Source organism: Kitasatospora sp. P5_F3, from assembly GCF_054049135.1.
Map to the genome: position 1 here is coordinate 1 of NZ_JBFUMY010000032.1, position 23,306 is coordinate 23,306.

17 protein-coding genes are annotated in these 23,306 nt (G+C 73.0%); 8 read left to right on the forward strand and 9 right to left on the reverse strand.

Annotated features, from left to right (window positions below; translation table 11 throughout):
- On the reverse strand, positions 1–2,642 hold a 2,642-nt coding region (locus ACXJMZ_RS20150; protein ID WP_457031449.1), incomplete at its 3' end, for a sensor histidine kinase.
- Positions 2,643–2,947: 305 nt separating this feature from the next.
- On the opposite strand from ACXJMZ_RS20150, the gene ACXJMZ_RS20155 reads away from it, so the two are divergent.
- The 3 genes from ACXJMZ_RS20155 (at position 2,948) to ACXJMZ_RS20165 (ending at position 7,304) form a co-directional block, all read left to right on the forward strand.
- Complete coding sequence (locus tag ACXJMZ_RS20155; protein ID WP_457031450.1) at positions 2,948–4,759, forward strand: AMP-dependent synthetase/ligase; 1,812 nt, start codon at positions 2,948–2,950, stop codon at positions 4,757–4,759.
- Positions 4,760–4,942: 183 nt separating this feature from the next.
- On the forward strand, positions 4,943–6,052 hold the full coding sequence (locus ACXJMZ_RS20160) for a polysaccharide deacetylase family protein (protein WP_457031451.1): 1,110 nt from the start codon (positions 4,943–4,945) through the stop codon (positions 6,050–6,052).
- Between the two features lie 187 nt (positions 6,053–6,239).
- Positions 6,240–7,304, forward strand: coding sequence for a M36 family metallopeptidase (locus ACXJMZ_RS20165; RefSeq protein ID WP_457031452.1), 1,065 nt, complete (start codon positions 6,240–6,242; stop codon positions 7,302–7,304).
- A 62-nt stretch (positions 7,305–7,366) separates the two neighbouring features.
- Here the strand turns inward: ACXJMZ_RS20165 and ACXJMZ_RS20170 are convergent, their stop codons facing one another.
- From ACXJMZ_RS20170 to ACXJMZ_RS20180, 3 genes are all read right to left on the reverse strand, one after another.
- Positions 7,367–8,167, reverse strand: a complete 801-nt coding sequence (locus tag ACXJMZ_RS20170) for an SGNH/GDSL hydrolase family protein (RefSeq protein ID WP_457031453.1) — start codon at positions 8,165–8,167, stop codon at positions 7,367–7,369.
- Positions 8,168–8,305: 138 nt separating this feature from the next.
- Entirely contained in the window at positions 8,306–8,902 is a 597-nt protein-coding gene (locus tag ACXJMZ_RS20175) for a hypothetical protein (RefSeq protein WP_457031454.1), read from the reverse strand.
- A 173-nt stretch (positions 8,903–9,075) separates the two neighbouring features.
- Positions 9,076–9,945: a hypothetical protein gene (locus tag ACXJMZ_RS20180; RefSeq protein ID WP_457031455.1), complete on the reverse strand. Its 870-nt coding sequence runs from the start codon at positions 9,943–9,945 to the stop codon at positions 9,076–9,078.
- Positions 9,946–10,117: 172 nt separating this feature from the next.
- Here ACXJMZ_RS20180 and ACXJMZ_RS20185 point away from each other — a divergent pair, with 172 nt between their 5' ends.
- Both ACXJMZ_RS20185 and ACXJMZ_RS20190 read left to right on the forward strand, forming a co-directional pair.
- Positions 10,118–11,287 (forward strand): exonuclease SbcCD subunit D, encoded by a 1,170-nt coding sequence (locus ACXJMZ_RS20185; protein WP_457031456.1) that lies wholly within the window; start codon positions 10,118–10,120, stop codon positions 11,285–11,287.
- Positions 11,284–14,289: an AAA family ATPase gene (locus ACXJMZ_RS20190; RefSeq protein WP_457031457.1), complete on the forward strand. Its 3,006-nt coding sequence runs from the start codon at positions 11,284–11,286 to the stop codon at positions 14,287–14,289. The genes ACXJMZ_RS20185 and ACXJMZ_RS20190 overlap by 4 nt, the downstream gene beginning before the upstream one ends.
- A gap of 47 nt (positions 14,290–14,336) precedes the next feature.
- Here the strand turns inward: ACXJMZ_RS20190 and ACXJMZ_RS20195 are convergent, their stop codons facing one another.
- Positions 14,337–14,537, reverse strand: coding sequence for a hypothetical protein (locus ACXJMZ_RS20195; RefSeq protein WP_057239618.1), 201 nt, complete (start codon positions 14,535–14,537; stop codon positions 14,337–14,339).
- A 37-nt stretch (positions 14,538–14,574) separates the two neighbouring features.
- Positions 14,575–15,000, reverse strand: coding sequence for a YjbQ family protein (locus tag ACXJMZ_RS20200; RefSeq protein WP_457031458.1), 426 nt, complete (start codon positions 14,998–15,000; stop codon positions 14,575–14,577).
- An 823-nt stretch (positions 15,001–15,823) separates the two neighbouring features.
- On the opposite strand from ACXJMZ_RS20200, the gene ACXJMZ_RS20205 reads away from it, so the two are divergent.
- Positions 15,824–17,998, forward strand: coding sequence for a bifunctional glycosyltransferase/CDP-glycerol:glycerophosphate glycerophosphotransferase (locus tag ACXJMZ_RS20205; protein ID WP_457031459.1), 2,175 nt, complete (start codon positions 15,824–15,826; stop codon positions 17,996–17,998).
- Positions 17,999–18,010: 12 nt separating this feature from the next.
- On the opposite strand, the gene ACXJMZ_RS20210 is transcribed toward ACXJMZ_RS20205, so the two are convergent.
- Positions 18,011–19,567 (reverse strand): Na+/H+ antiporter, encoded by a 1,557-nt coding sequence (locus ACXJMZ_RS20210; RefSeq protein ID WP_457031460.1) that lies wholly within the window; start codon positions 19,565–19,567, stop codon positions 18,011–18,013.
- Between the two features lie 185 nt (positions 19,568–19,752).
- Between ACXJMZ_RS20210 and ACXJMZ_RS20215 the strand changes: the two genes are divergently transcribed.
- Positions 19,753–20,421: a lysophospholipid acyltransferase family protein gene (locus tag ACXJMZ_RS20215; protein WP_457031461.1), complete on the forward strand. Its 669-nt coding sequence runs from the start codon at positions 19,753–19,755 to the stop codon at positions 20,419–20,421.
- Here the strand turns inward: ACXJMZ_RS20215 and ACXJMZ_RS20220 are convergent.
- On the reverse strand, positions 20,394–22,229 hold the full coding sequence (locus tag ACXJMZ_RS20220; protein WP_457031462.1) for an ABC transporter ATP-binding protein: 1,836 nt from the start codon (positions 22,227–22,229) through the stop codon (positions 20,394–20,396). The two genes, ACXJMZ_RS20215 and ACXJMZ_RS20220, sit on opposite strands and share 28 nt — an antisense overlap.
- Positions 22,230–22,343: 114 nt before the next feature.
- The gene (locus ACXJMZ_RS20225; RefSeq protein ID WP_457031463.1) at positions 22,344–23,111 is read right to left on the reverse strand and encodes an SDR family NAD(P)-dependent oxidoreductase; all 768 of its coding nucleotides are present in this window, start codon (positions 23,109–23,111) and stop codon (positions 22,344–22,346) included.
- On the opposite strand from ACXJMZ_RS20225, the gene ACXJMZ_RS20230 reads away from it, so the two are divergent.
- The gene (locus tag ACXJMZ_RS20230; RefSeq protein WP_457031464.1) at positions 23,110–23,271 is read left to right on the forward strand and encodes a hypothetical protein; all 162 of its coding nucleotides are present in this window, start codon (positions 23,110–23,112) and stop codon (positions 23,269–23,271) included. The genes ACXJMZ_RS20225 and ACXJMZ_RS20230 overlap by 2 nt on opposite strands.
- Positions 23,272–23,306 lie beyond the last annotated feature (35 nt).

A 23,306-nucleotide genomic window follows, 5' to 3' on the forward strand; every position in this document is an offset into this window, starting at 1 on the left:
CCCCGGGGGGCCGGCCGGACCGGTGCCGGCAGGGCGGGCCCAGGGGGTACGGCGGACTCGGGCTGGTCCGGCACGACGGTGAGCGAGGCGGGCTGGAACCGGTCGCCACGCCCGCGCTGGAAGCCGCGCTGGAAGGAGGAGAAGGCCGACCGGGCCTCCTCCGGCGAACGGTCCCGGTTGCTCTGCTCGGCGGTGGAGTCGGCGGCCGCCGCGTTCTTCAACTGCGGTGCCAGGTTGGCCTGTCGGACCCGGCGGGGCAGCAGCCCTCCGGCCGGCGCGGTGGGCGGGACCGGGACCGGCCCCTCCTCCGGCGGGCTGTCCGACCGGCGGTGCCGTCCGGTGCCGCTGCCGGCACCGGTGCTCCCGGCCGGTACCAGGGTCGGCCCGGTACCGGACCGGCGACGCGGCAGACCACCCGGCGTACGGGCGGGTTCGGCGGCCGAGGGGCGTGGTCCGCCTGTCGGACGCCCGATGCCGCGGACCGGCTCGTCGGCGCCCACCGGCGCACTCTCGCCGCGCCGATGCCYGCCGTGGCCGGTGGGCCCGCCCTCCTTGCCACCGTCCCGGCCCTTGCCACCGTCCCGGCCCTTGCCGTCGTCCCGGCCCGTGCCCAGCGCCGGGACCGCGACCAGGTCAGGACGGCCGGTCCCGGCAGGCGGGACGGCGGCCGGGCGGGGCCCCGCCGGTGCGTCGGCCAGCAGGTCGGGGGCCTCGGCCAGCAGCTCGCGCGGGATCAGCACGATCGCCGCCGTCCCGCCGTACGGGGAGGGCCGCAGGTGGACCCGGATGCCGTGCCGCCGGGCCAGCCGGCTGACCACGAAGAGGCCCAGCCGGTCGGTGTCCGCGAGGTCGAACTCCTGCTCCACCGCAAGGCGTTGGTTGATGTCGGCGAGTGCCGACTCGCTCAGCCCGAGGCCCCGGTCGTCGATCTCCAGCGAGAAGCCGTGCGCGACCACCTCGCCCTGCACGGTGACCTGGGCCTGCGGCGGCGAGTACACCGCCGCGTTCTCCACCAGCTCGGCGATCAGGTGGGTGACGTCGGCGACCGCGCTGCCGAGCAGCCCGGTGCCGGGGAACGGCCGGACTATCACCCGGGCGTAGTCCTCCACCTCACCGACGGCGGCGCGCACCACGTCGACCATCCGGACCGGCTTGCGCCAGGCCCGGCCCGGCGAGCCGCCGGACAGGATGATCAGGCCCTCGGCGTGCCGGCGCATACGGGTCGTCAGGTGGTCGAGCTTGAACAGGTCCTCCAGCTCGGCCGGGTCCTCGGTACGCCGCTCCATGGTGTCCAGCAGGGTGAGCTGACGGTGCAGCAGCACCTGGCTGCGCCGGGCCAGGTTGACGAAGACCGCCGAGACACCCCGGCGCAGCTCGGCCTGCTCGACCGCCGCCTCGACCGCCACCCGCTGCACCTGGTTGAAGGCCCGGCCGACCTCTCCGATCTCGGCGGGGCCGAACTCCAGCTCGGGCGACTCGGCCGCGATGTCCACCGGCTCGCCACGGCGCAGCCGCAGCATCACGGCGGGCAGCCGGGTGCCGGAGATGTCCAGTGCCGCGTTCCGCAGGCTGATCAGTTCGCGGGCCAGGCCGCGGCCGATCCGGTAGGAGATCATCACCGAGGCGACCACCGCGATCAGACCGACCAGGCCGGCGATGCCGCCGCGCACCAGCTGGTTGACCGCGTAGGACTTCGCCACCGCGCCGATCTGGCCGGCCAGCCGGGTGTTCAGGGTGGAGAGCTCGGCCAGTGCCAGGTCGGCGCCGGTGCTCCAGCCGGCCAGCGGCACCCGGGTCAGCGCGGCCTCCCGCTCGGCCGGGTTCTGGAAGCTGCCGAACTGCACCTCGGCCCAGGCCAGGGTCGCCATGCTGTCGCTGTTCCTGGCCGCCCGGTAGTCGGCCTGGTCCTGCACGTCCAGCTCCGCCACGTAGACGGTGAACAGGGTCTGCTGGTTGTGCAGCGCGTCCAAGGCGGTCTGGTACATCGTGTTGCTCGGCTTGGGGCTCCTGGATCCGGGGCGGTTGGCCACCTCCAGGCCCAGCCGCAGGCCACGGAGCGCCGCGTCCTCCTGGGAGAGGTACTCCCTGGCCCGGACCAGCTCGGTCAGCACCATGCCCTGCCGGGGCAGCTGGCCGCTCTGCTGGCTGACGAAGGCGGTCCGGAACGCGAACACCGGCTGCACCAGGTCGGCATAACGGTCGATCACCTGGTCCCAGCTCTTCGACCGCCGGTCCACCTCGAGCCGGATCGCGCCGACCCCGTCGGCCGCCGTCAGCACGTCCTGCAGCCTGAGCCGCTGGGCGCCGCCCAGCTTGGCCTCGTCGGAGGAGTCCGCCTGGTAGCGCAGCAGTTGCAGCGAGCGGTCGGTGATCGCCTTGCTCTGCTGGTACTTCTCCTGGGCGTCCTTGTCGTCCGGATCGGCCAGCCGGATGACGGCGGCCCGGCGTTCGGCCTGCACGTCGCGGGCGTACTGGTCGATCGGCACACCGAAGGTCCGGTAGGCGGAGCTGACGTCCAGTTGGTTCCACACGTCGCCGGTGGTCACCAGCGTCGCGTACACCCACAGTCCGGTGAGCGCGACGATGGGCACCATGAGCAGCGCGATCATCTTCGCGCGGATCGAGCTGCTGCGCAGACGCATGGGGTCCTCGGTGCGGGGAGGAGCACGGACAAGGGGGTGCGACGGGTGCGTTTCGGACACGCCTCTGCCCGAGATCTGCGTGAGCTTACTACTCCATGACCACTCGTTCGAAGGGTCGAATGCACAGTCAGACGGAAGCCGTCACGATCCTCCCGGTATTGCCCGGAAAGGGTGTTCTGTCCGTCCGGCGCTTTTGAGCGGCACATGCCGATCCGGCGATCCGGCGCACCACCCCTGGGCAGCGCAGCTGCGATCCGGTAGCTTCGCTGACATCCGCTCGGGCAGACGGGAACGGGGGGCCACGGGTGCGGCAGTACAGCGGCCTGGCCGCGCCGGCCCCGGCTGTCGGCGGGCTCGCCGACTCGGTGTACGACACCGCCGAACGATCCCCGGCCCTGGTCCAGTTGGACCGGTGGCAGGAGGACGGCTGGCGGCACGTGACGGCGCTACGGTTCCGGGACGAGGTGCTCGGGCTCGCCAAGGGTCTGCTGAGCAACGGCATCCGGTACGGCGACCGGGTCGCGGTGATGTCCGGCACCCGGTACGAGTGGACCCTGTTCGACTACGCGCTCTGGTCGATCGGCGCCATCCCGGTGCCGGTCTACCCCACCTCGGCGGCCGAGCAGGTGCGCTGGATCCTGGCCGAGACCCAGGCGGTGGCCTGTGTGGTGGAGCACGAGGACCACGCCATGACGGTCGGCGCGGTCTGCGACGCGCTCACCGAGCTGACCTCGATCTGGCAGCTGGACCAGGACTGCGTGACCACCCTGACCGAGGACGGCCGGGGCCTGCCCGACTCGCTGGTGCACCGTCAGCGGCTCGGTGTCTCCCCCGACTCGGTGGCCACCGTTATCTACACCTCGGGCACCACCGGACGCCCCAAGGGCTGCCTGCTCACCCACGGCAACCTGGCCGCCGAGGCGGACGCGCTGCTCACCGGCTGGGAGCAGGTGGTCAAGGACACCGGCGGGGTGCAGCCCGCCAGCCTGGTCCTGCTGCCGCTGGCGCACGTGTACGGCCGGGTGGTGCAGATCGCGGCGATCCGCGGCGGCATCCGGCTCGGCCACCACGGCGAGCTGACCACCGACTCGCTGCTGCCCGCGCTGGCCTCGTTCCGGCCGACCTTCCTGCACCTGGTGCCGTACGTACTGGAGAAGGTGTACCAACGCGCCCGGGAGGCCGCCGAGGAGGCCGGCAAGGGCGAACTCTTCGGCCAGGCGGCCGAGGTGGCGATCGAGTGGGCGGCCGCCCGGGAGCAGCGCGCCTTCGGGCGCGGTCCCGGCCCGAGCGCCTCGCTGCGGCTGCGGCACGCGGCGTACGACCGGCTGGTGTACCACCGGCTGCGCGCGGTGCTGGGCGGGCGGACCCGGACGGTGATGTGCGGCGGCTCGATGCTCGGCCGCGAGCTCAGCCTGTTCTTCACCGGCGTCGGCCTGGCCGTGTACGAGGGGTACGGGCTGACCGAGACCTCGGCCGCCGTCACCGCCAACCCGCCCGGCCGCCCCAAGGCCGGCACGGTCGGCCGGCCGCTGCCCGGTGCCGAGGTGGCGATCGGCGAGGACGGCGAGGTCTGGGTCCGCGGTCCCTCGGTCTTCGCGGGGTACCTGAACCACTCGCACGACATGTTCTACGAGGGGTGGTTGGCCACCGGCGACCTCGGCGAGCTGGACGAGGACGGCTACCTCACCATCACCGGCCGGAAGAAGGAGCTGATCGTCACCAGCAGCGGCAAGAACCTTGCCCCGACCGTGCTGGAGGAGCGGGTGCGAGCGCATCCACTGGTCTCCCAGTGCCTGGTGGTCGGCGACAACCGCCCCTACGTGGCGGCCCTGATCACCCTCGACCCGCAGGCGCTGGCGCACTGGCTGAAGGCCAACGGCCGCGAGCAGCTGGACTCCTGGGCCGCACTGGCGGACGAGGCCCTGCACGCCGAGATCCAGCGCGGCGTCGCCGCCGCCAACACCACCGTCTCGCGCGCCGAGTCGATCCGCGCCTTTCGCCTGCTGCCCCGCGAGTTCGGCCCGGACCAGGGCCTGCTGACCCCGTCCCTCAAGCTCCGTCGCGGCGCCATCGTCCGGCACTACGCGGACGACATCGAGGAGCTCTACCACAGCTGACGCCGGTGATCAGGCTGGTTCGGCAATGTCGGAGCGGCCCTTGACGGGTCGTCTGGTCCAGTCCAATGTATGGCCCGGCCCGGAAAGCGACAGCCAGCGACCGGGACCCGGCATGTGTGCGGCAGGCCGATTCGTCCCCGCCCTCAGGGGAGTGCAGCGTTCTTCCCCCACAGGAGATCACTCGTGTCCACCACTCTGCGCCGTCTCGCCGCCTGCGCGGCCGGCACGGCGCTCACGGCCCTGAGCGCCGCGGTCCCCGCCGCGCACGCCGAGACCGCTCCGGCCGTCAACCTCGCCACCAACCCCGGCTTCGAGATCCCCACCCTGCCGCTGGCGGACTGGGGCTCGGTTCCCGGCTGGCAGTGCACCACCGGCGAGGCCGTGCTCAACACCGCCGCGCACAGCGGCGGTTCGGCCCTCACGGTGACTCCGGCCGGCGACCACAGCAACGGCGAGTGCGCCCAGACCCTCGCGGTCCGGCCCAACACCACCTACACCTACTCGGCCTGGGTGCGCGGCAGTTACGTCTTCCTCGGCGCCACCGGCACCGGCAACGACGTGGCCCCGTCCTGGGTGCAGTCCACCGGCGGGAACTGGCAGAAGCTCACCACCAGCTTCACCACCGGACCGACCAACACCTCCGTCCGGCTCTACCTGCACGGCTGGTACCAGCAGGGCGCCTTCTCGGCCGACGACGTCGAGCTGACCGGCCCGGCCCCCGCCCCGGCCTGGGCCACCTGGAACATGCCGACCCAGGACAAGGTGGTCTTCTTCACCATCGACGACGGCTGGGCCCGCGCCGCCGACGCGGCGCAGTTCATCGAGACCAACAAGCTGCCGGTGACGGCCTTCCCGCTGCCGATGCCGTCCGGCTTCGAGCCGGACTACTTCAAGCGGATCACCGCCGTCCCCGGCTCCTCGGTCGAGGCGCACAGCGTCTCGCACCGTGACCTCACCACCCTCTCCGCCGCCGAGCAGCAGGCCGAGATCTGCGACGCCCGGGACGCGGCGGCCAAGCGGTACGGCACGGTGCCGACCATCTTCCGTCCGCCGTACTTCGCGTTCAACGCCGACACCCTGCAGGCGGCCGCCAACTGCGGGCTGCGCACCGTGCTGACCGCGACCGCGGACTACAGCTGGGGCGCGTCCAACAGCTACCACGGCGGTCTGCAGGCCGGTGACGTGGTGATCTTCCACTTCGCCGACTCGCTGGCCGGCGACCTCCAGCGGGCCCTGACCGACGCCACCGCCGCCGGGCTGACCGTGGCCGGGCTGCGCAGCTACACCAACTAGCACGAAGGGTTGTGCCCTCGGCCGCCCGCGACGGGCAGGGGGCACAACCTCTGCGTCCTCAGCAGCACCAACAACACCTCCCCCGACCAGCCGCTCCTCTGGTCACGGTCGCCGCCGTGCGGGAAGATCCCCCATCGAGCATCGCGCGTCCCGACCGGGCGTCTGCTCTGCCTGCCCTGGAGGAGCCTTGTCACGTTCCACCCCTGCGCCCCGACGCCTCACCCTGGCCCTCGCCGCCACCGCGGTCCTCGCCTCGGTGGCCGGCGTCGCCGCCCCGCCCGCCCTCGCCGCAGGCACCCCGGCTGCCACCACCGCCACCGGGCGGATATTCATGGTCAACCCGGTGCAGTCCTCGGGTGACCAGAAGCTGACCGACGGCAAGGACGCGGACTCCGCCGTCCCGGCCTCCGCCTACGCGACCGTCGCCCTGCGCAACCTGGACGCCTCCGGCAGCCTCTCCGGCCGCTGGGCCGTCGTCCGCTCGGAGACCGGCACGCCCGCCCGCTCGGGCACCGGCGACTTCCGCTACACCCGCAACGCCGACCAGTTCGAGCAGGTGATGGCCTACTTCTGGGTCAACGAGGCGCAGGAGTACCTGCAGAGCCTCGGCTTCGGAACCGAGCTGCCCGGCGCCAACGACCGCCCGCAGAACGTCCGGCTGAACCAGTGGGGCGCCGACAACTCCTTCTTCACCGACAAGAAGGACGAGATCCGCTTCGGCAAGGGCGGCGTGGACGACGCCGAGGACGCCGAGGTGATCGTCCACGAGTACGGTCACGCCGTGCACGAGGCCCAGGTCCCCGGCTTCGGCAGCTCGGAGGAGGCCGGCTCGATCGGCGAGGCCTGGGGCGACTACCTCGCCGTGTCGGTCGGCCTGGCCGCCGACGCCAAGTACGGCTGGCCGCGCAACACGCCCGAGGCGTGCGTCGGCGACTGGGACTCCGTCAGCTACACCTCCACGACGCCGCACTGCCTGCGCCGGATCGACAGCGGCAAGGTCTACGCGGACAAGGTCGGCGAGGTGCACGCCGACGGCGAGATCTGGTCCCAGGCGCTGTACGACATCCGCAAGGCCCTCGGTGCCCGCACCGCCGACCGGATCATCGTGAACGCCCAGTTCTCGTTCGCGCCCGACACCAGCTTCACCGCGGCGGCCCTGACCACCGTCGCCACCGCCCGCGCCATGTACGGCGACAAGGCGGCCGCCACGGTCCGTCAGGCCTTCGCCGCCCGGCAGATCCCCGGGCTGTAACCGCAAAGAAGGGCTGTGCCCTCTGCCGCCCGCGATGGGCAGAGGGCACAGCCTTCGGTGGATCAGACTCCGGCGGTGAAGGCCGGCAGGTAGCCGCCGATCTGGCCGGCCGCCTTGGGGTGGTAGCTCTCGTCCACCGGCAGCACCGTGCTGTTCAGCCACAGCGTGCTGCTGCCGCAGATCTCGTGGCCGGCGGCGAACCGGCTTCTGACGTCCTCATAGGTGAAGCCGGCGTTCGCCACCCGCTTGGCGATCACGTCGTCCAGCACGTCGGCCGCGCTGTTGATAGCGGCCCGCTTGGTGTCGCCGATGCCGAAGATGCAGCTCCCGCCGACCTGGTAGAGGTGCGGGTAACCCAGCACCACCACATGGGCGTTGGGGGCCTTCGCGTGGATCTTCGCGTAGAGCGAGTCGAGCAGGCCGGGCAGGGTGCTGGTCGCGTACGCCTTGGCGTTGTTGACCGCCGTCAGGCAGGCGCTCTCGCTGTTCAGTACGCAGGTCTGCATGGTGCTGGCGAAGCCCGAGTCATTGCCGCCGACGGTGAGGCTGACCAGGGTGGTCGAGGCGTCCAGCGGGCCGAGCTGGTTGTTCACCACGTCGCCGGTCCGCGCACCCGAGCAGGCGGTGAACGCGAAGGCGGCGGGCGAGTTGGCGTTCTTCCACTGGTACGGATAGGCGTTGGTGCTGCGCTTGCAGTTGCCACTCTCGCTGGTGTAGCTGCCCGCGCCCACTCCGGAGGAGTAGGAGTCGCCCAGCGCGACGTAGCGGGCCGACGAGGCGCTGGCCGCGGGGGCCACGAAAAGGGTGGTCAGGGTGAGCAGGATCGCCGTGGTGGCGACGGACACGGCACGAGCAGGGCGCACGAGTACCTCCACTGGAGTGACGCGGGTCACATTTTATTTACCAGGGAGTAGCTTCGAGCAACAGTGGCCATGCCAAAACTGTTGCGAGGGTTCGCTCATGTGGCACCGTCAGTTGGACGGGGTGTCAGTTCCCGTACGTCAGCCGAAGGCCAGCCCGGCGGCCGGTAGCTCCTCGATGGTCTCCTCGGCGGCGGACGGCACACCGAGCCGGCGGACCGCCAGATCCACCGCCGCGCGGGCCTGCCGCAGGCCGGGCTCGCCCCAGCCGAGCAGCTCGACCGCGAGGCCGGGTGCCACCAGCAGCCGGCGGTAGTGCCGCCCGGAGGCGGGGTCGGGGGCGGTCGGGCCGGCCGCCCGCMGCGCGGCGGCCATCCGGACCCGGGCGCACTCGTGGCCGCCGTTGGCCGAGCCGACCCGGTCGTAGAGGTAGCCGAGGTAGTGCGCCGGGCCGATCACCGCCTGCGCCTCCTCCCCCGCCTCCCGGGCCAGCGCCGCCCCGGGGTCGCCCGCGTCCTCCGGCTCCAGCGAGCCGCCGGGCAGGCTGACCACGCCGTCCCGGGGGTTGACCAGGGTGAGCACCCGGCCGTCCGGCACGAACAGCCAGCCCCAGGACTGCTTGACCGGCAGCCCCCCCGGCACCTGCTCGCCGGGGCGCCACGGCCACCCCGCCGTCGGACGGCGCCGGACCCGGCCGAGCAGCTCGGCGATCTCCGCGCTGTACTCGATCCGGCTCATGCGTCCCCCTTCGGTCTCGGGCGCCGGTAGGCGTGCGGTGCGTGGACGTACTCCTGGTGGTGCGCGCGGGCGCGCCGTCCCATGACAGCACGCCCCAACTGTTGATCTTCCCCGAACATCCGGTCGATGAACAGTCCTGGCCGCCGCCCGGGGCATGGCCGGCCGCTCTCCGTTCAGTCCCCGGTCACCTCCGGGGGCGGCAGCGGGAAACCTGCCCGGCCGACCGGACCGAACCGGCCGGCCCCCTCCGCGCCCAGCACCGCCTGGGTCTCCAGCGCGGACATCGGCCGCAGCCAGCCGTCCACCAGCACCCAGCCGGACACCTCGCCGCAGTCCCGATACAGCAGCAGCTCGCCCGATCCGTACCCGGCCACCGCCGCCGCCAGGGTGACGCAGAACGCCTCCGCCTCCCGGCCCAGCTCGGCCGGCCGCCCCGCCGCCACCAGCAGCTCGGCCGCCGCCGTCAACTCCTCCCCGTCCAGCAGGCCGAGCGAACGGAGCGTCAGCCGGTGCCGCCCGTCCCCCGCGCCCGCCGCCAGCGCGAGGCAGACCTCGGAGACGTACTGCAGCACCGCCGTGACCCGCTCCTGCGGCCGCCGCTCGCAGCCGACCGCCGCCAGCAGCGCGGCGCAGCCGATCGAGATCCGCACCCGGGCCAGGTGATCCTCCGTCAGTGCGGGCAGCAGCTCGGCCAGCCGCTGCCCGGTGTAGGCGAACGGCTCACCGGCCAGCTCCGGGTCGGCCGCGTACGCCACCTCGGCCACCGGGTCGGCCGGGTCGAGCAGGTGCTCGGCGCAGAAGTCCTCGAAGTCGACCGGCTCCAGCACCCGCAGGTGCACCGCCATCCCGTGCCCGTGCAGCGCCCGCAGCCGCTGCTCGGTGCAGCGCAGGTACGCCCCGTAGTCCGCCGCGCCGAACAGGCCGCAGCCGCGCAGCCGGACGTACGCCGCCTCGTCGGCGGCCACCGCCAGCGCCACCGTCTGCCGCACCCGGCCCCGCTCCCCGCACCGCCGCCTGCTGCCGTTCTTGTTCCTGCTGGTCATGCACCCTCCCGAGGTGGAATCCGGCGGCCGGGCAACGCCTGGCCCCCGATGCCGGGAAACGTACACAGCGTCACTGACAAGCACGCTCAGCTACCACCTTCGGGGTTTGTCGGCGCGAGCTGTGATACTCGGGAACGGTTCTGGTGAGTACGAGCGTGTGGGGGTTGGGTACGTGCGGCTGCTGCACACCTCGGACTGGCACCTGGGCCGGTCGTTCCACCGGGAGAACCTGATCGGGGCGCAGCGCGCGTTCCTCGACCACCTGGTCGGCGTGGTCCGTGAGCACGGTGTCGAGGCGGTGCTCGTCGCCGGTGACGTCTACGACCGCGCGCTCCCCGGGCTGGACGCGGTCGAGCTCTTCGACGACGTGCTGCACCGGCTCGCCGAGCTCGGCGTGCCCACCGTCTTCATCAGCGGCAACCACGACTCGGCCCGCCGGCTGGGCGTCGCGGCCGGTCTGATCGGCCGGGCCGGCATCCACCTGCGGACGGATCCCGGCGCCGTCGCCACCCCGGTCCTGCTGACGGACGAGCACGGGCCGGTCGCCGTCTACGGCCTGCCCTACCTGGAGCCGGCCCTGACCCGGGAGCGGTTCGGTCTGGCCAAGGGCGGCCACGAGCAGGTGCTCGGCGCGGCGATGGACCAGGTCAGGGCCGATCTGGCGACCCGTCAGGACGGCACCAGGGCGGTGGTGCTGGCGCACGCCTTCGTGACCGGCGGCGAGATCAGCGACAGCGAGCGGGACATCACCGTCGGCGGGGTGGCGAGCGTGCCGTCCGCCGTCTTCGACGGGGTGCACTACGCCGCCCTCGGCCACCTGCACGGCAGCCAGACGATCGCCCCGCACCTGCGCTACAGCGGCTCCCCGATCGCCTACTCGTTCTCCGAGGTGGACCACCGCAAGACCATGTGGCTGGTCGACCTCGCCGCCGACGGCTCGGTCGCGGCGGAGCGGATCGACTGCCCGGTCCCCCGCCCGCTGGCCCGGCTGCGCGGCCGGCTCGACGAGCTGCTGACCGCCGAGAAGTACCAGCAGCACGAGGACGCCTGGGTACAGGCCACCCTGACCGACCCGGCCCGGCCCGCCAACCCGATGGAACAGCTCCGCAAGCGCTTCCCGCACACCCTCCAGCTGCTCTTCGAGCCCGACCCGGTCCCCGGCGACCGGCAGGAGTCGTACGCCGCCCGGGTCAGCGGCCGGTCGGACCTGGAGATCGCCGAGGGCTTCGTCCGGCACGTCCGCCCCGGCACCGAGGCGGACGAGACCGAGCGGGCCTGGCTGCGGACGGCGTTCGAGACCGTCCGCGAGCAGGGCGACCGAAAGGCGGAGCTGCCCCGATGAGGCTGCATCAGCTGACCGTCACCGCGTTCGGCCCGTTCGCGGGCACCGAGCGGGTCGACTTCGACGAGCTGGCCTCGGCCGGGCTCTTCCTGCTCAGGGGCGCCACCGGCGCGGGCAAGAGCAGCGTGCTGGACGCGGTCTGCTTCGCGCTCTACGGCGAGGTGCCGGGCGCCCGCAAGGGCAACCCGCTGCGCAGCGACCACGCCCTGGCCACCGTGCCGACCCAGGTCGAGCTCGAACTCACCCTCGGCGGCCAGCGGCTGCGGATCGTGCGCAGCCCCGAGCAGCTCCGGCCGAAGCTGCGCGGCACCGGGCTGACCCCCATGAAGCCGGAGACCCTGCTCAGCGAGTGGACCTCCGACACCGGGGAGGGCGAGCCTGGCTGGCGGGCGCTCAGCCGTTCGCACCAGGAGGCGGGTGAGCAGATCCACCGGCTGATCGGGATGAGCCGGGAGCAGTTCTGCCAGGTGGTGCTGCTGCCGCAGGGTGACTTCGCGCGGTTCCTGCGGGCCGACACCAACGAGCGGGCCAAGCTGCTCCGGCAGCTCTTCGACACCGGCCGGTTCGACCAGGTGGAGCGCTGGCTCACCGACCAGCGGACGAAGCACGAGGCCACCGTCAAGGAGGGCAGGCAGCGGCTGCACTCGCTCGCCACCCGGGCCGAGGAGGCCGCCGGGGCGACCGCAATCCCGCTGGCCGAGCAGGTGCCGGAGCACGCGGGGGCCGTGGAGTTCCTCGGCTGGGCGGCGATCCTGCGCACCGACGCGGCCGAGCGGGCCACCGTCGCGGCGCTCGCCCTGGACGCCGCCGAGCGGGGCCACGGCGCGGCCCAGCAGGCGCTCCAGCGGGCCACCGAGCTGGCCGGCCGTCAGCAGCGCCACCGTCAGGCCGTGCTGGCCGCAGCCGAGTTGGCCCACAGCGCCGACCGGTACCGGCAGGACCGGGAGCGGCTCGGCACCGCCCAGCAGGCCGCCACCGTCGAGCCGGTGCTCCGCCACCACGCCACTGCGGCCGCCGCCCACACCACCGCCGTCCGGGCCGAGCAGCACAGCCGGGCCGCACTCGCCGGGCCCACCGCCGATGCCGACGCCTCGCAACTCGCGGAACACGAACGGGAACTGCGCGCCGAGCTCGGCCGCCTGGACGCCGCCCGGGCCGACGAGCAGCGGCTCACCGAAGCACTTCGGGAGCGCGAGCAGCTGGGCCACGAGCTGCTCCGGGCCGAGGAGTCGGCGGAGGATGCGGCGGACTGGCTGACCGACTTCGACGGCCGGTTCAAGCGGCTCCAGGAGCGCCAGGCCGAGGCTCGCACTGCCGAGGCCAGGGTCGAGCAGCTCGATGCCCGCCGCACCGAGCTCCGCGGCCGACTCGCCGCCGCCGCCGAGCGGGACCGCCTCCGCAGCGGGATCACCACCGCCGAAAGGGAGTTGGAGACCCTCAGGGCCGCCGCCAACGACGCCCGCGAGCGCACCCTCGACCTGCGCGAACGCCGCCTGACCGGGATGGCCGCCGAGCTGGCGGGCCAGCTCGTCAGCGGTGACCCCTGCCGGGTCTGCGGATCGGCCGAGCACCCGGCCCCGGCCCGACCCGCCGACGGCTCGGTCCGGGCCGAGGACGAGCAGCGGGCCACCGCCGCCCAGCAGCAGGCCGAGCGCCACCGGGACGCTGCCGAACAGTCGCTGCTCACCCTGCGGGTGGCCGAGGCGAAGGCCGTCGGCGCGGCGGGCGACCAGCCGGCCGAGCAGCTGCGCACCGCCCTCGCGGAGGCCGACCGGCAGCACCGCGAAGCCCTCGGCAGCGCCGACTCGCTGGGCCAACTCGACCGGCAGCTCGACCGGTTGACCCAGGAGCAGACCACCAAGCAGGCAGATCGGCAGGAGGCTCGGCTCCGCGCCGCCGCCCTGACCACCCGGCTCGGCTCACTGGCCGCCGAGCAGCAGGCGCTGACCACCCGGATCGGCGCCGTCCTCGGCGACGCCCCGTCGGTCGCCGCCCGGTCGGCCGCCCTCACCGAGCTGGCCGACGCGGTCGCCGCCGCCCTGGCCGCCGTCCGCACCCGCGCCGAGGCCGAGAGCAGGCTCCGCGCGGCCGAGCGGGAGGTGACCGAGGTCAGTGCCCGGGCCGGGTTCGCCTCCCCCGCCGAGGCCGCGGCCGCCCTGCTGCCCGCACCCGAGTACCGCGCACTGCAGGACCGGGCGGAGCGCGACCGGGCCGAGCGCGAGGAGGTCGAACGCCGCCTGGCCGAGCCGGAGCTGGTCTCGGCCGGCGCCCTGCCCCCCGTCGACCAGGCGGCCGTCCAGCTGACGTACCAGCAGGCCACCGCCCGGCTCCGGGAGGCCTCCGCCGCCGACAGCGCGGCCCGCCAGCGGACGGCCGCGCTCGGCCGATTGGGCCGGCAACTCACCGAGCTGGCCGTCGCGTTGGGCCCGGCGCTGGAGCAGTACGAGCGGATCAAGCGACTGGCCGAGCTGGCCGCCGGGACGTCCACCGAGAACGCGCTCCGGATGCGGCTGGAGTCCTACGTGCTGGCGGCCCGACTGGAGCAGGTCGCGGCGGCGGCCAGCGGCCGGCTGGTCCGGATGTCCAGCGGCCGCTACACCCTGGTGCACAGCGACGGCCGGGCGGCGGGCAACCGGCGCTCGGGCCTGGCCCTGCGGGTGGTCGACGCCTGGACGGGGCTGGACCGCGACACCGCCACCCTCTCCGGCGGCGAGAGCTTCTTCGCCTCGCTCGCCCTCGCCCTCGGCCTGGCGGACGTGGTCACCGACGAGTCGGGCGGGATGCCGCTGGACACCCTCTTCATCGACGAGGGCTTCGGCAGTCTGGACGAGCAGGCGCTCGAAGAGGTGCTCGACGTACTGGACGGCCTGCGGGAGCGGGACCGCGCCGTCGGCATCGTCAGCCATGTCGCCGACCTGCGCTCGCGCATCCCGGCCCAACTGCTGGTCCACAAGGGCCGCCACGGCTCCACCCTGCGGCTGGCCGACCGCGAGGAGCACTGACCGGCCGGTCGCCGCTCCTTCATCCGCCCACCATGTGCCGGTCGGCCTCAGCCGGAGCAGGCGATCCGCTGCGCCTCCTGCCAGGCGCAGACCGGGCAGAGCGTCACCCCGGGCTGGTCCGCCGGCAGCTCGGTCGGCTCGCCGCACAGCACACAGTCGGCCCGGGGCCCGTCCCCCACCGCCGGGGTCAGCGCCGCCACGGCGTCGACGGCGGGCGCGAGGTCGCACTGCGGGGTCTCGTCAGTCATACCGCCACCCTACGGCGGCTCGGCCGGTCGCCGGCCGTCAGCCCAGGAAGGACAGCCGGACGGTGCGCCGGGGGTTGTCGCCGTTGGTGTCCACCAGCACCACCGACTGCCAGACCCCGAGCGCCAGTTGGCCGCCGATCACCGGCAGCGTGGCGTGCGGGGCGACCAGCCCGGGGAGTACGTGGTCCCGGCCGTGGCCGGGGCTGCCGTGCCGGTGCCGCCAGCGGCCGTCGGCCGGGAGCAGGTCGCGCAGCACGGCCAGCAGGTCGTCGTCGCTGCCCGCACCGACCTCGATCACCGCGACCCCGGCGGTGGCGTGCGGGACGAAGACGTTCAGCAGGCCGTCCCGGCCGGGGGCCGCGCTCGCCAGGAAGTCCGCGCAGTGGTGGGTGATGTCCAGGGCCACCTCTCCGCTGCCGGTGGTGAGGTCGATGGTGTGGGAGTGGAAGGAGGTGTCCGCCATGCGCCCATCCTCGCACCGGCGGCGGACATGCGGAAAACCCGATGGCGGGGCAGGTCCATCGGGTCGTCCGGAGACGAGGCGCTCGACCGCCGGGATGGCCGGCGCACCGAGCACCGAGAGATGGCGATCGAGCCGGCGGCCGGTCGAGCCGACGCCGCACTGGATCGCCGGCACTCGTGGCCGGGACCGCACTTGCATGTGTTCCATCAGTTTCCCACCCCTACGAGGCGCCAGGGCCGTGAGGCGAAGACTATCCGTGAGTGGCGGGCTTCGCGCAACCGTCCTGGTGTTCTGCCACCGTATCGTGCCAAGTGAACTGACGCTCCACCAGATCCCAGCGACCCCGGTCACGACTGCGCATCGGCCGGATCCGGCTAAACGACCGTCTCACCCGATGGGACTTCCCTCGCAAAATTCAGGAAGTGAACACATCAGAGGGATTGACGCGGCCGAAACCTACAAGCAATATCTCTACTGACGCCGAAAGGCGCCCCCGACCCTGTCGAATACGTTCGACAGATGAAGGGACAACTGCTTCCGACACCAGGTGAGCTACTGTCCGGCCGTCTCGACGCTGCGGCGGCCCGGCTCCGAACTGGTGGACGGACCGGCGGTCGACCGCTGAGGGTCGGTCGGACCGCCAACACCGGACTGCCGGTGCTCGCGCTCGCACGGCGCGGCACCGGCGGTCGCTTTTTCTGCCCACGGCCCGCCGTCCCCTCGCCGCACGCCTCGCCGCCGCCCGTCCCGTCGGGCCCAGTAGAGTGGCGCCAGAACCGGGCGGCTGCCCCTCGCCCCGGCATCCCCAGCGGAGTGAACCAGCGTGAGCCCCCTCCTCAGCATCGTGCTGCCGGTCCACGGCGTTGAGCGCTACCTGCCGCGCTGCCTCGAGTCGCTGGCCGGCCCGGCGGACGGCACGGTCGAGCTGATCGCGGTCGACGACCTCTCCCCCGACGGCTGCGGCGCGATCCTCGACGAGCAGGCCACCCGCGACCCCCGCCTGCGGGTGCTGCACCTGACGGAGAACCAGGGCCTCGGCGGCGCCCGCGAGGTCGGGCTGGCCCAGGCCACCGGGACGTACGTCTGGTTCGTCGACAGCGACGACTGGCTGCCCGAGGGCACCCTCGACGCCCTGCTGGACGAGCTCCGCGCGGAGCAGGCCGCCGAGGCCCCGGTGGACGTGCTGCTCACCGACTTCACCCACGTCTACCCCGACGGCAGCACCGAGCCCAACCCCTGGCGGCACCTGCTGCGCGGCTCCCCGCTGGTGGCCGGCTGCCGGGCCGCCGACCACCCGGCGCTGTTCCAGACCGTGATGTCGGTGTGGAACAAGGTGTTCCGCCGGCAGTTCCTGCTCGACCTGGACGTCGCCTTCGGGCGCGGCTACTACGAGGACATCTCGGTCACCTACCCCGCGCTGCTCACCGGGCGCCTGCGCTACCTCGACCGCTCCTGCTACAACTACCGGCGCGGGCGCCCCGGCGCGATCACCGCCACCGCCTCCCCCAAGCACGCGGACGCCTTCGCCCAGTACGACGCGATCTTCCGGGTCCTCGACCGCCCCTCGGCCGACCCCGGCCCGGCCCTGCGCCGCCTGGTCTTCGACCGGACGGTCCGTCAGGCACTCACCGTGTACGACACCCCTGGCCTGGTGCCTACCGCCCTGCGGGCCGACTTCTTCGCCCGGATCGCCGACCACTTCGCCCGTCACCGCCCCGCCGACTACCGCTTCCCCGGCGGTCTGCGCGGCGTCCAGTACCGGCTGGCCGCCCGGGGCGCTCGACTCGCGTACGGCGAACTGCGCCGGGGCGGGCAGCTGCCGCGCAGCCTCAAGCGAGGCGCCGGGGCGCTCGCGCCGGCGCTCCGCAAGGGCGTCCGCAGCGGGGCCAGGTCCACCGCGTACAACACCTTCCGCCGGCTGCCGCTGGACGAGCACCTCGCGGTCTACGCGGCGTACTGGCACCGGGGCTACTCCTGCAACCCGGCGGCGATCTACCGGAAGGCGCGCGAGCTGGCGCCCCAGGTGCGCGGGGTGTGGGTGGTGGAGACCCGGGCCCAGGCCGCCACACTGCCGGCCGGGGTGCCGTACGTGCTGCTGAACACGCCCGCCTACCTGCGGGCGATGGCCACCGCCAAGTACTTCGTCAACAACGTCAACTTCCCGCGCACCATGGCCAAGCGGCCCGGCACCGTGCACGTGCAGACCCAGCACGGCACCCCCGTGAAGGCCATGGGCATGGACCTGAGGGACCATCCGGCCGCCGCCGACGGCATGGACTTCGACCGGCTGCGCGAGGCGGTCGACCGCTGGGACTACCTGGTCTCCCCCAACCCGCACACCAGCGAGCACTTCACCCGTGCCTTCCCCGGCCACTACGAGCTGCTGGAGACCGGCTACCCGCGCAACGACCGGCTCGCCCTGGCCACCCCCGCCGAGGTGGCCGACGTCCGGTCCAGGCTCGGCCTGGCAGCCGGGCAGCGCACGGTGCTCTACGCACCGACCCACCGGGAGGAGCAGGGCAGCTACGTCCCGCTGCTCGACCTGCGGGAGCTGGCCGAGAAGCTCGGGCCCGGGTACACCCTGCTGGTCCGTACCCACTACTTCCACCACGGCGGCCCCGGCGACCTGACCACGGGCCCGCACGCGGCCGAGCTGGTCGACGTCTCCGCCCACCCCGTGGTCGAGGACCTCTACCTGGCGGCGGACGTGCTGGTCACGGACTACTCCTCGATGATGTTCGACTACGCGGTCCTGGACCGGCCGATCGTCATCCACGCCCCCGACTGGGAGCAGTACCGCCGGATCCGCGGCGTCTACTTCGACCTCCTCGCCTTCCCCCCGGGCGCGGTCGCCACCGAACCCGGCGCCCTGACCGAGGCCCTGCTCGCCGGTGACCCCGCCCCGGCCGCCCGGGCGGCCTTCCGGGAGCGGTTCTGCCCCTGGGACGACGGCCGGGCTTCGGAGCGCGTGGTGCGGCGCGTCTTCGACCTCGGGTGAGTGCCGGTCGGTCTAGAGGTCGCTGAGAGCTGCCTCCTCCAGGTCCAGTGCGTGCTGCAGGCGGACCCGGACGGCGTCGCTGATCTGGTGGTCGGCGTAGAGCTGCTGGAGGGTGGCGGTCTCGACCGCGATCAGGTCCCGGCGCAGCCGGCGGTAGGCGGCGTCGGGCCGCTGGTCGGCTATGGCCAGGCGGGCCCGCAGGTCGTGTCGCATCCGGTCCGCGACGACCGGGGCCACCGTCTCCGCGTCGAGCAGCCCGTCCAGGTGGTCGAGGGCGGCCCGCAGCAGGCGGTCCGCGGCCTCGGCCTCCTCCTGTTCGGTCTGTTCCGGGGCCAGGGCCAGGCCACTGGCTCGGACGACCGCGGCGAGGGTGAAACCCTGGACGGTCAGGGTGATGGCGACTGCGGCCGTGGTGAGCACCAGGACGAGCTCCCGGTAGGGCAGCGCGGAGCCGTCGTCGGCGGTGAGCGGGATGGTCAGGGCGGCGGCCAGCGGCATGACCCCCCGGGTCCCGGCCCAGGTCAGCACGGCGGGGACCCGCCAGCTGAGCGGGTCGGGGCTCGGTACGCCCTTGGCACGCTGCTGCTGACGGTGCATCACCCAGGACATCGGCCCGATCCAGAGCAGCCGGAGCAGGATCAGCGCCAGCGCGATCAGGACGGACTGCCAGATCCAGGCCCCCTGCGCACCGGTCAGATCCTCGACCATGCCGGGCAGTTCGAGGCCGATCAGCGCGAAGACCACGCTCTCCAGCATGAACACCACCGTCTGGTAGACCGCGTGCACCTGGAGCCTGATCCGGGCGTCGGTCAGCCGGTGCTGCTGGGCGCCGAGCGCCACCCCGGCCACCACCACGGCGGTCACGCCCGAGGTGTGCAGGTCCTCGCCCAGGACGTACGCCGCGTACGGGGTGACCAGGGCGGTGACGGTCTCCAGCACCGGGTCCTCGGTCCGGCTGCGGATGAACGCCACCACCACCGCGACCACCCCGCCGACCACCGCGCCACCGCCGGCCAACAGCAGGAACTCGCCCGTCGCCGAGGCCACCGAGACCGACCCCGCGGCGACGGCCGTCGAGACCGCGACCTTGAACAGCACCAGGCTGGTGGCGTCGTTGAACAGGCTCTCGGCCTGCACCAGGGTCTGGATCCGGGACGGCAGCGCGAGCCGCCGGCCGAGCGCGGTGACCGCCACCGGGTCGGTGCTGGCCAGCACCGAGCCGAGCACGAAGGCCATCGCCGGGGTGAGCGGGGTGAGCGCCCCGGCGAGCGCCCCGATTCCGAACGCGGTGACCAGCACCAGGCCGAGCGCCAGCGCGGTGACGGGCCGCCAGACCGCGCGCAGCTCACGCCAGGAGATCTCCTCCGCCGAGGCGTAGAGCAGCGGCGGCAGCACGACCACGCTGATCACCTCCGGCGGCACCTCGACCGTCGGGACGAACGGCAGCAGCGCCACCAGCACCCCGGCCACCACCAGCGTGGACGGCGCCGGAATGCTCCACCGCCGCGCACCGGTGGCCACCGCCGTCGCCAGCACCACGAGCAGCAATACAGTCGTCACTTCGCTCACTGCCTCACCTTAGGACGGTGCGTCAGAAAGGCCCAGAACGCCGCCCAAGGCGGCCCGGCGTGACGAGGATCGCAGCCGTCCGTCCAGTGGAGTGGTGGACGGCGGACGGGGGTGATGACGTAACCTGCGGTCTGGCCTCGCCCCGGTCTTTCCGGCGCGGGGGTAGTGGCGGCCAGGGAGATTAGATGATCAACCTCATCACCAAGCTCGTACTCAAGCCCGTGGCGAAGGCGCTCTACCGCCCCGTCATCGAGGGGCTGGAGAACGTGCCGCGTGATGGCGGAGTCATCCTGGCGAGCAATCACCTGTCGTTCGTCGACAGCGTGGTGATCCCGCTGACCGCCCCGCGCCGGGTGTACTTCCTCGCCAAGGCCGAGTACTTCACCGGCACCGGGCTCAAGGGTGCGCTCTCCAGGGCGCTCTTCAACGCGCTCAATGCCGTCCCGGTGGAGCGTGGCGAAATCAAGACCGCCCAGGCCGCGCTGGACTCGGCGCTGGAGATCCTGCACGCGGGCAAGGCGTTCGGCATCTACCCGGAGGGCACCCGTTCGCTGGACGGGCGGCTCTACCGGGGCAAGACCGGGGTGGCCTGGCTGGCGCTGACCGCCGGGGTGCCGGTGGTGCCGGTGGCGCTGGAGGGTCCGGCGGACATCCTGCCGGTCGGCAAGCGGATTCCCCGGCTGCGCAAGGTGACCGTGCGGTTCGGCGAGCCGCTGCACTTCGACGAGCTGCACGGCCAGGCCCGTTCGGCCCGGGCCCGGCGCGAGGTCACCGACCAGGTGATGGCGGCGATCCACCAGCTCTCCGGCCAGGAGCTGGCCGAGGTCTACAACGAGCGCCCGATGGCGGCCTGACTCTCACCCGAAGCTGACGGCAGCTCACGGCGCAGCAGCGCCGCGTACCGCCCGTTCCGGGCGAGCAGTTCCTCGTGGGTGCCGAGCTCCGCGATCTCGCCCGCGTCCAGCACGGCGATCTGGTCGGCCCGCTGCACGGTGGAGAGCCGGTGCGCGATGGTGATCGTGGTGCGGCCCGCCGACAGTGCGTCGATGGCCTGCTGGACGGCTCGTTCGGTCTGGTTGTCGAGCGCGCTGGTGGCCTCGTCCAGGATCAGGATCGGCGGGTTGCGCAGCACCGTCCTGGCGATCGCGAGCCGCTGCTTCTCGCCGCCGGAGAACCGGTAGCCGCGCTCGCCGACCACGGTGTCGTAGCCCTCGGGAAGCCCGGCGATCAGCTCGTGGATCTGGGCCGCCCGGGCGGCCTGGACCAGCTCGGCGTCGGTGGCGTCCGGTTTGGCGAAGCGCAGGTTGTCGGCGACCGAGGCGTGGAACAGGTAGGTCTCCTGGGAGACCACGCCGATCGCGTCGGCCAGGGTGTCGAAGCCGAGCTCGCGGACGTCGGTGCCGTCGATGGCGACCCGTCCGCCGGTCACGTCGTAGAGCCGGGGCACCAGGTAGCTGAGGGTGGTCTTGCCCGAGCCGGTCTCGCCGACCACGGCGAGCGAGCCGCCGGCCGGGAGCTTGAGGTCGATCCCGGTCAGGGTGGGGCGGTCCTGGTCGGCGTTGTAGCGGAACTCGACGTTCTCGAAGGTGACGTCCCCTCGGATCTCGGTCAACCGGACCGGGGTGGCCGGTTCGGCGATCTCGACCGGGAGGTCGAGGTACTCGAAGATCCGCTGGAACAGCGCGAGCGAGGTCTGCACCTGCACGCCGGTGGAGAGCAGGCTGACGGTGGGTCGGAACAGGCCCTGCTGGAGCGAGACGAAGGCGACCAGGGTGCCGACCGAGACGATCGGGGCGCCGCTCGCCATCGCCAGACCGGCGACCCAGTAGATGACGGCGGGCATCGCGGCCATCACGATCCCGATGGTGGCCATCCGCCAGCGCCCGGCCATGCTGGAGCGGACCTCCAGCTCGGCCAGATCGTCCGACTGCCGGTCGAACTCGTGCGAGAGCGAGCCCGAGCGGCCCATCGTGCGGCCGAGCAGGATGCCGCTGACGGACAGCGACTCCTGGACGGCGGAGCTCATCGCGGCGAGCTGCTTCTGCCGCTGGGTGGTGATCTTCTTGCGCTCGTTGCCGACCCGGCGGCTGATCCAGACGAACACCGGGAGCAGCAGCAGCGAGACCACGGTGAGCCGCCAGTCCAGCGCGATCATGGCGACCACGGTGGCGATCACGCCGGTGAGGTTGGAGACCAGCGAGGTGGCGGTGGAGGTGACGGTGGACTGCATGCCGCCGATGTCGTTGGCGATCCTGGACTGCACCTCACCGGTCCTGGTCCGGGTGAAGAAGGCCAGCGACATCCGCTGCAGGTGGCGGTAGACCGAGGTGCGCAGGTCGTGCATCACGCGCTGGCCGACGGTGGTGGAGATCAGCGTCTGCAGCACCCCGAAGATGCTGCTCACCACGGCGGCCATGATCATGCCGAGCACGAGCAGGGTGAGCAGCCCGGTGCGGCCCTGCGGGATCGCGGTGTCCAGCACGGCGCGGAGCAGGAAGGGCGTGACCACGCCGACCACGGCGGAGGCCCCGACCAGCAGGCCGACCACGGCGAGCCGGGCCCGGTAGGGGCGGAACAGGGCCAGGATGCGGCGCCACTCGGCCGGCGGGCGGGGTTCGCCCTTGACCCGTGGTGGCGGTGTCCAGTTGATCTCGTCGCGCACAGGCGACCTCCCCGTGATGTCGGCACGCGGGCAGGAGTCCCCCGCCCGCGTACCGAGCATAGCTCATAGTTAGACGGGCTAATAATGAGCTGAGGTCTCGAACCTCGGAGGGTCCTACTCGTACGTCCGCGCCGCCTTGGCGGAGACACCACCCAGCTTGCCGGACGGCAGCAGCCTGGCAACCGCCACGACCGCCTTGTAGCGCTTGCCGGGGACCGAGAGCGAGCGGCCCTTGGCCAGGTCGCGCAGCGCCTCGTCCACCACCCGCTCCGCCGACAGCCAGCCCCAGGCAGGCACGTTGGAGGTGCCCATACCGGCCCGCTGGTGGAACTCCGTCCGGGTGAAGCCCGGCGCCAGCGCCATCAGCCGCACCCCGGTACCGCCGAGGTCGCGGGCCGCCCCCTGGGTGAAGCTGACCACCCAGGCCTTGCTGGCGCCGTACGTGCCGCGCGGCAGGAAGGCCGCCACCGAGGCGACGTTCACGATGCCGCCGAAGCCGCGCTCGCGCATGCCGGGCAGGGCGGCGACGGTGGTCCGCAGGACCGCCTCGACGTGCACCTTGAGCATGTCGAGCTCCTGGTCCAGCGGGACGGTCAGGAACTCGCCCTTGTTCCCGAAGCCGGCGTTGTTGATCAGGATGTCGACCGGCTTGGCGCCGCCCCGCAGCCGGTCCTCGACGGCGCCGATCCCGGCGTCGGTGGCCAGGTCGGCGGGCAGCACCTCGACCTCGACGCCGTACGTCTTCGTCAGCTCGGCCGCCGTGGCGGCCAGCCGCTCGGCGTCGCGGGCGACCAGCACCAGGTCTCGGCCGTCCTTGGCGAGGCGGCGGGCGAAGGCGGCACCGATTCCGGCGGTCGCGCCGGTGATGAGAGCAGTCGTCATGTGCAGACCGTACTCGGCGGCGGTCGCGGCGATCGCCGGGGCGGCGACCCTGGTCCGGGCGCTCGGCGGCCGTTTCGTCCGGACGGCGTACGACTTTCCGCCGACGCCCGCGCCGGGGAGGGGGTTGGTGTCGGGGAGGGCCGAAGACGAGATATCTTGATATCAAGACGTTAGTAGACATGGAGCGGAGCACCG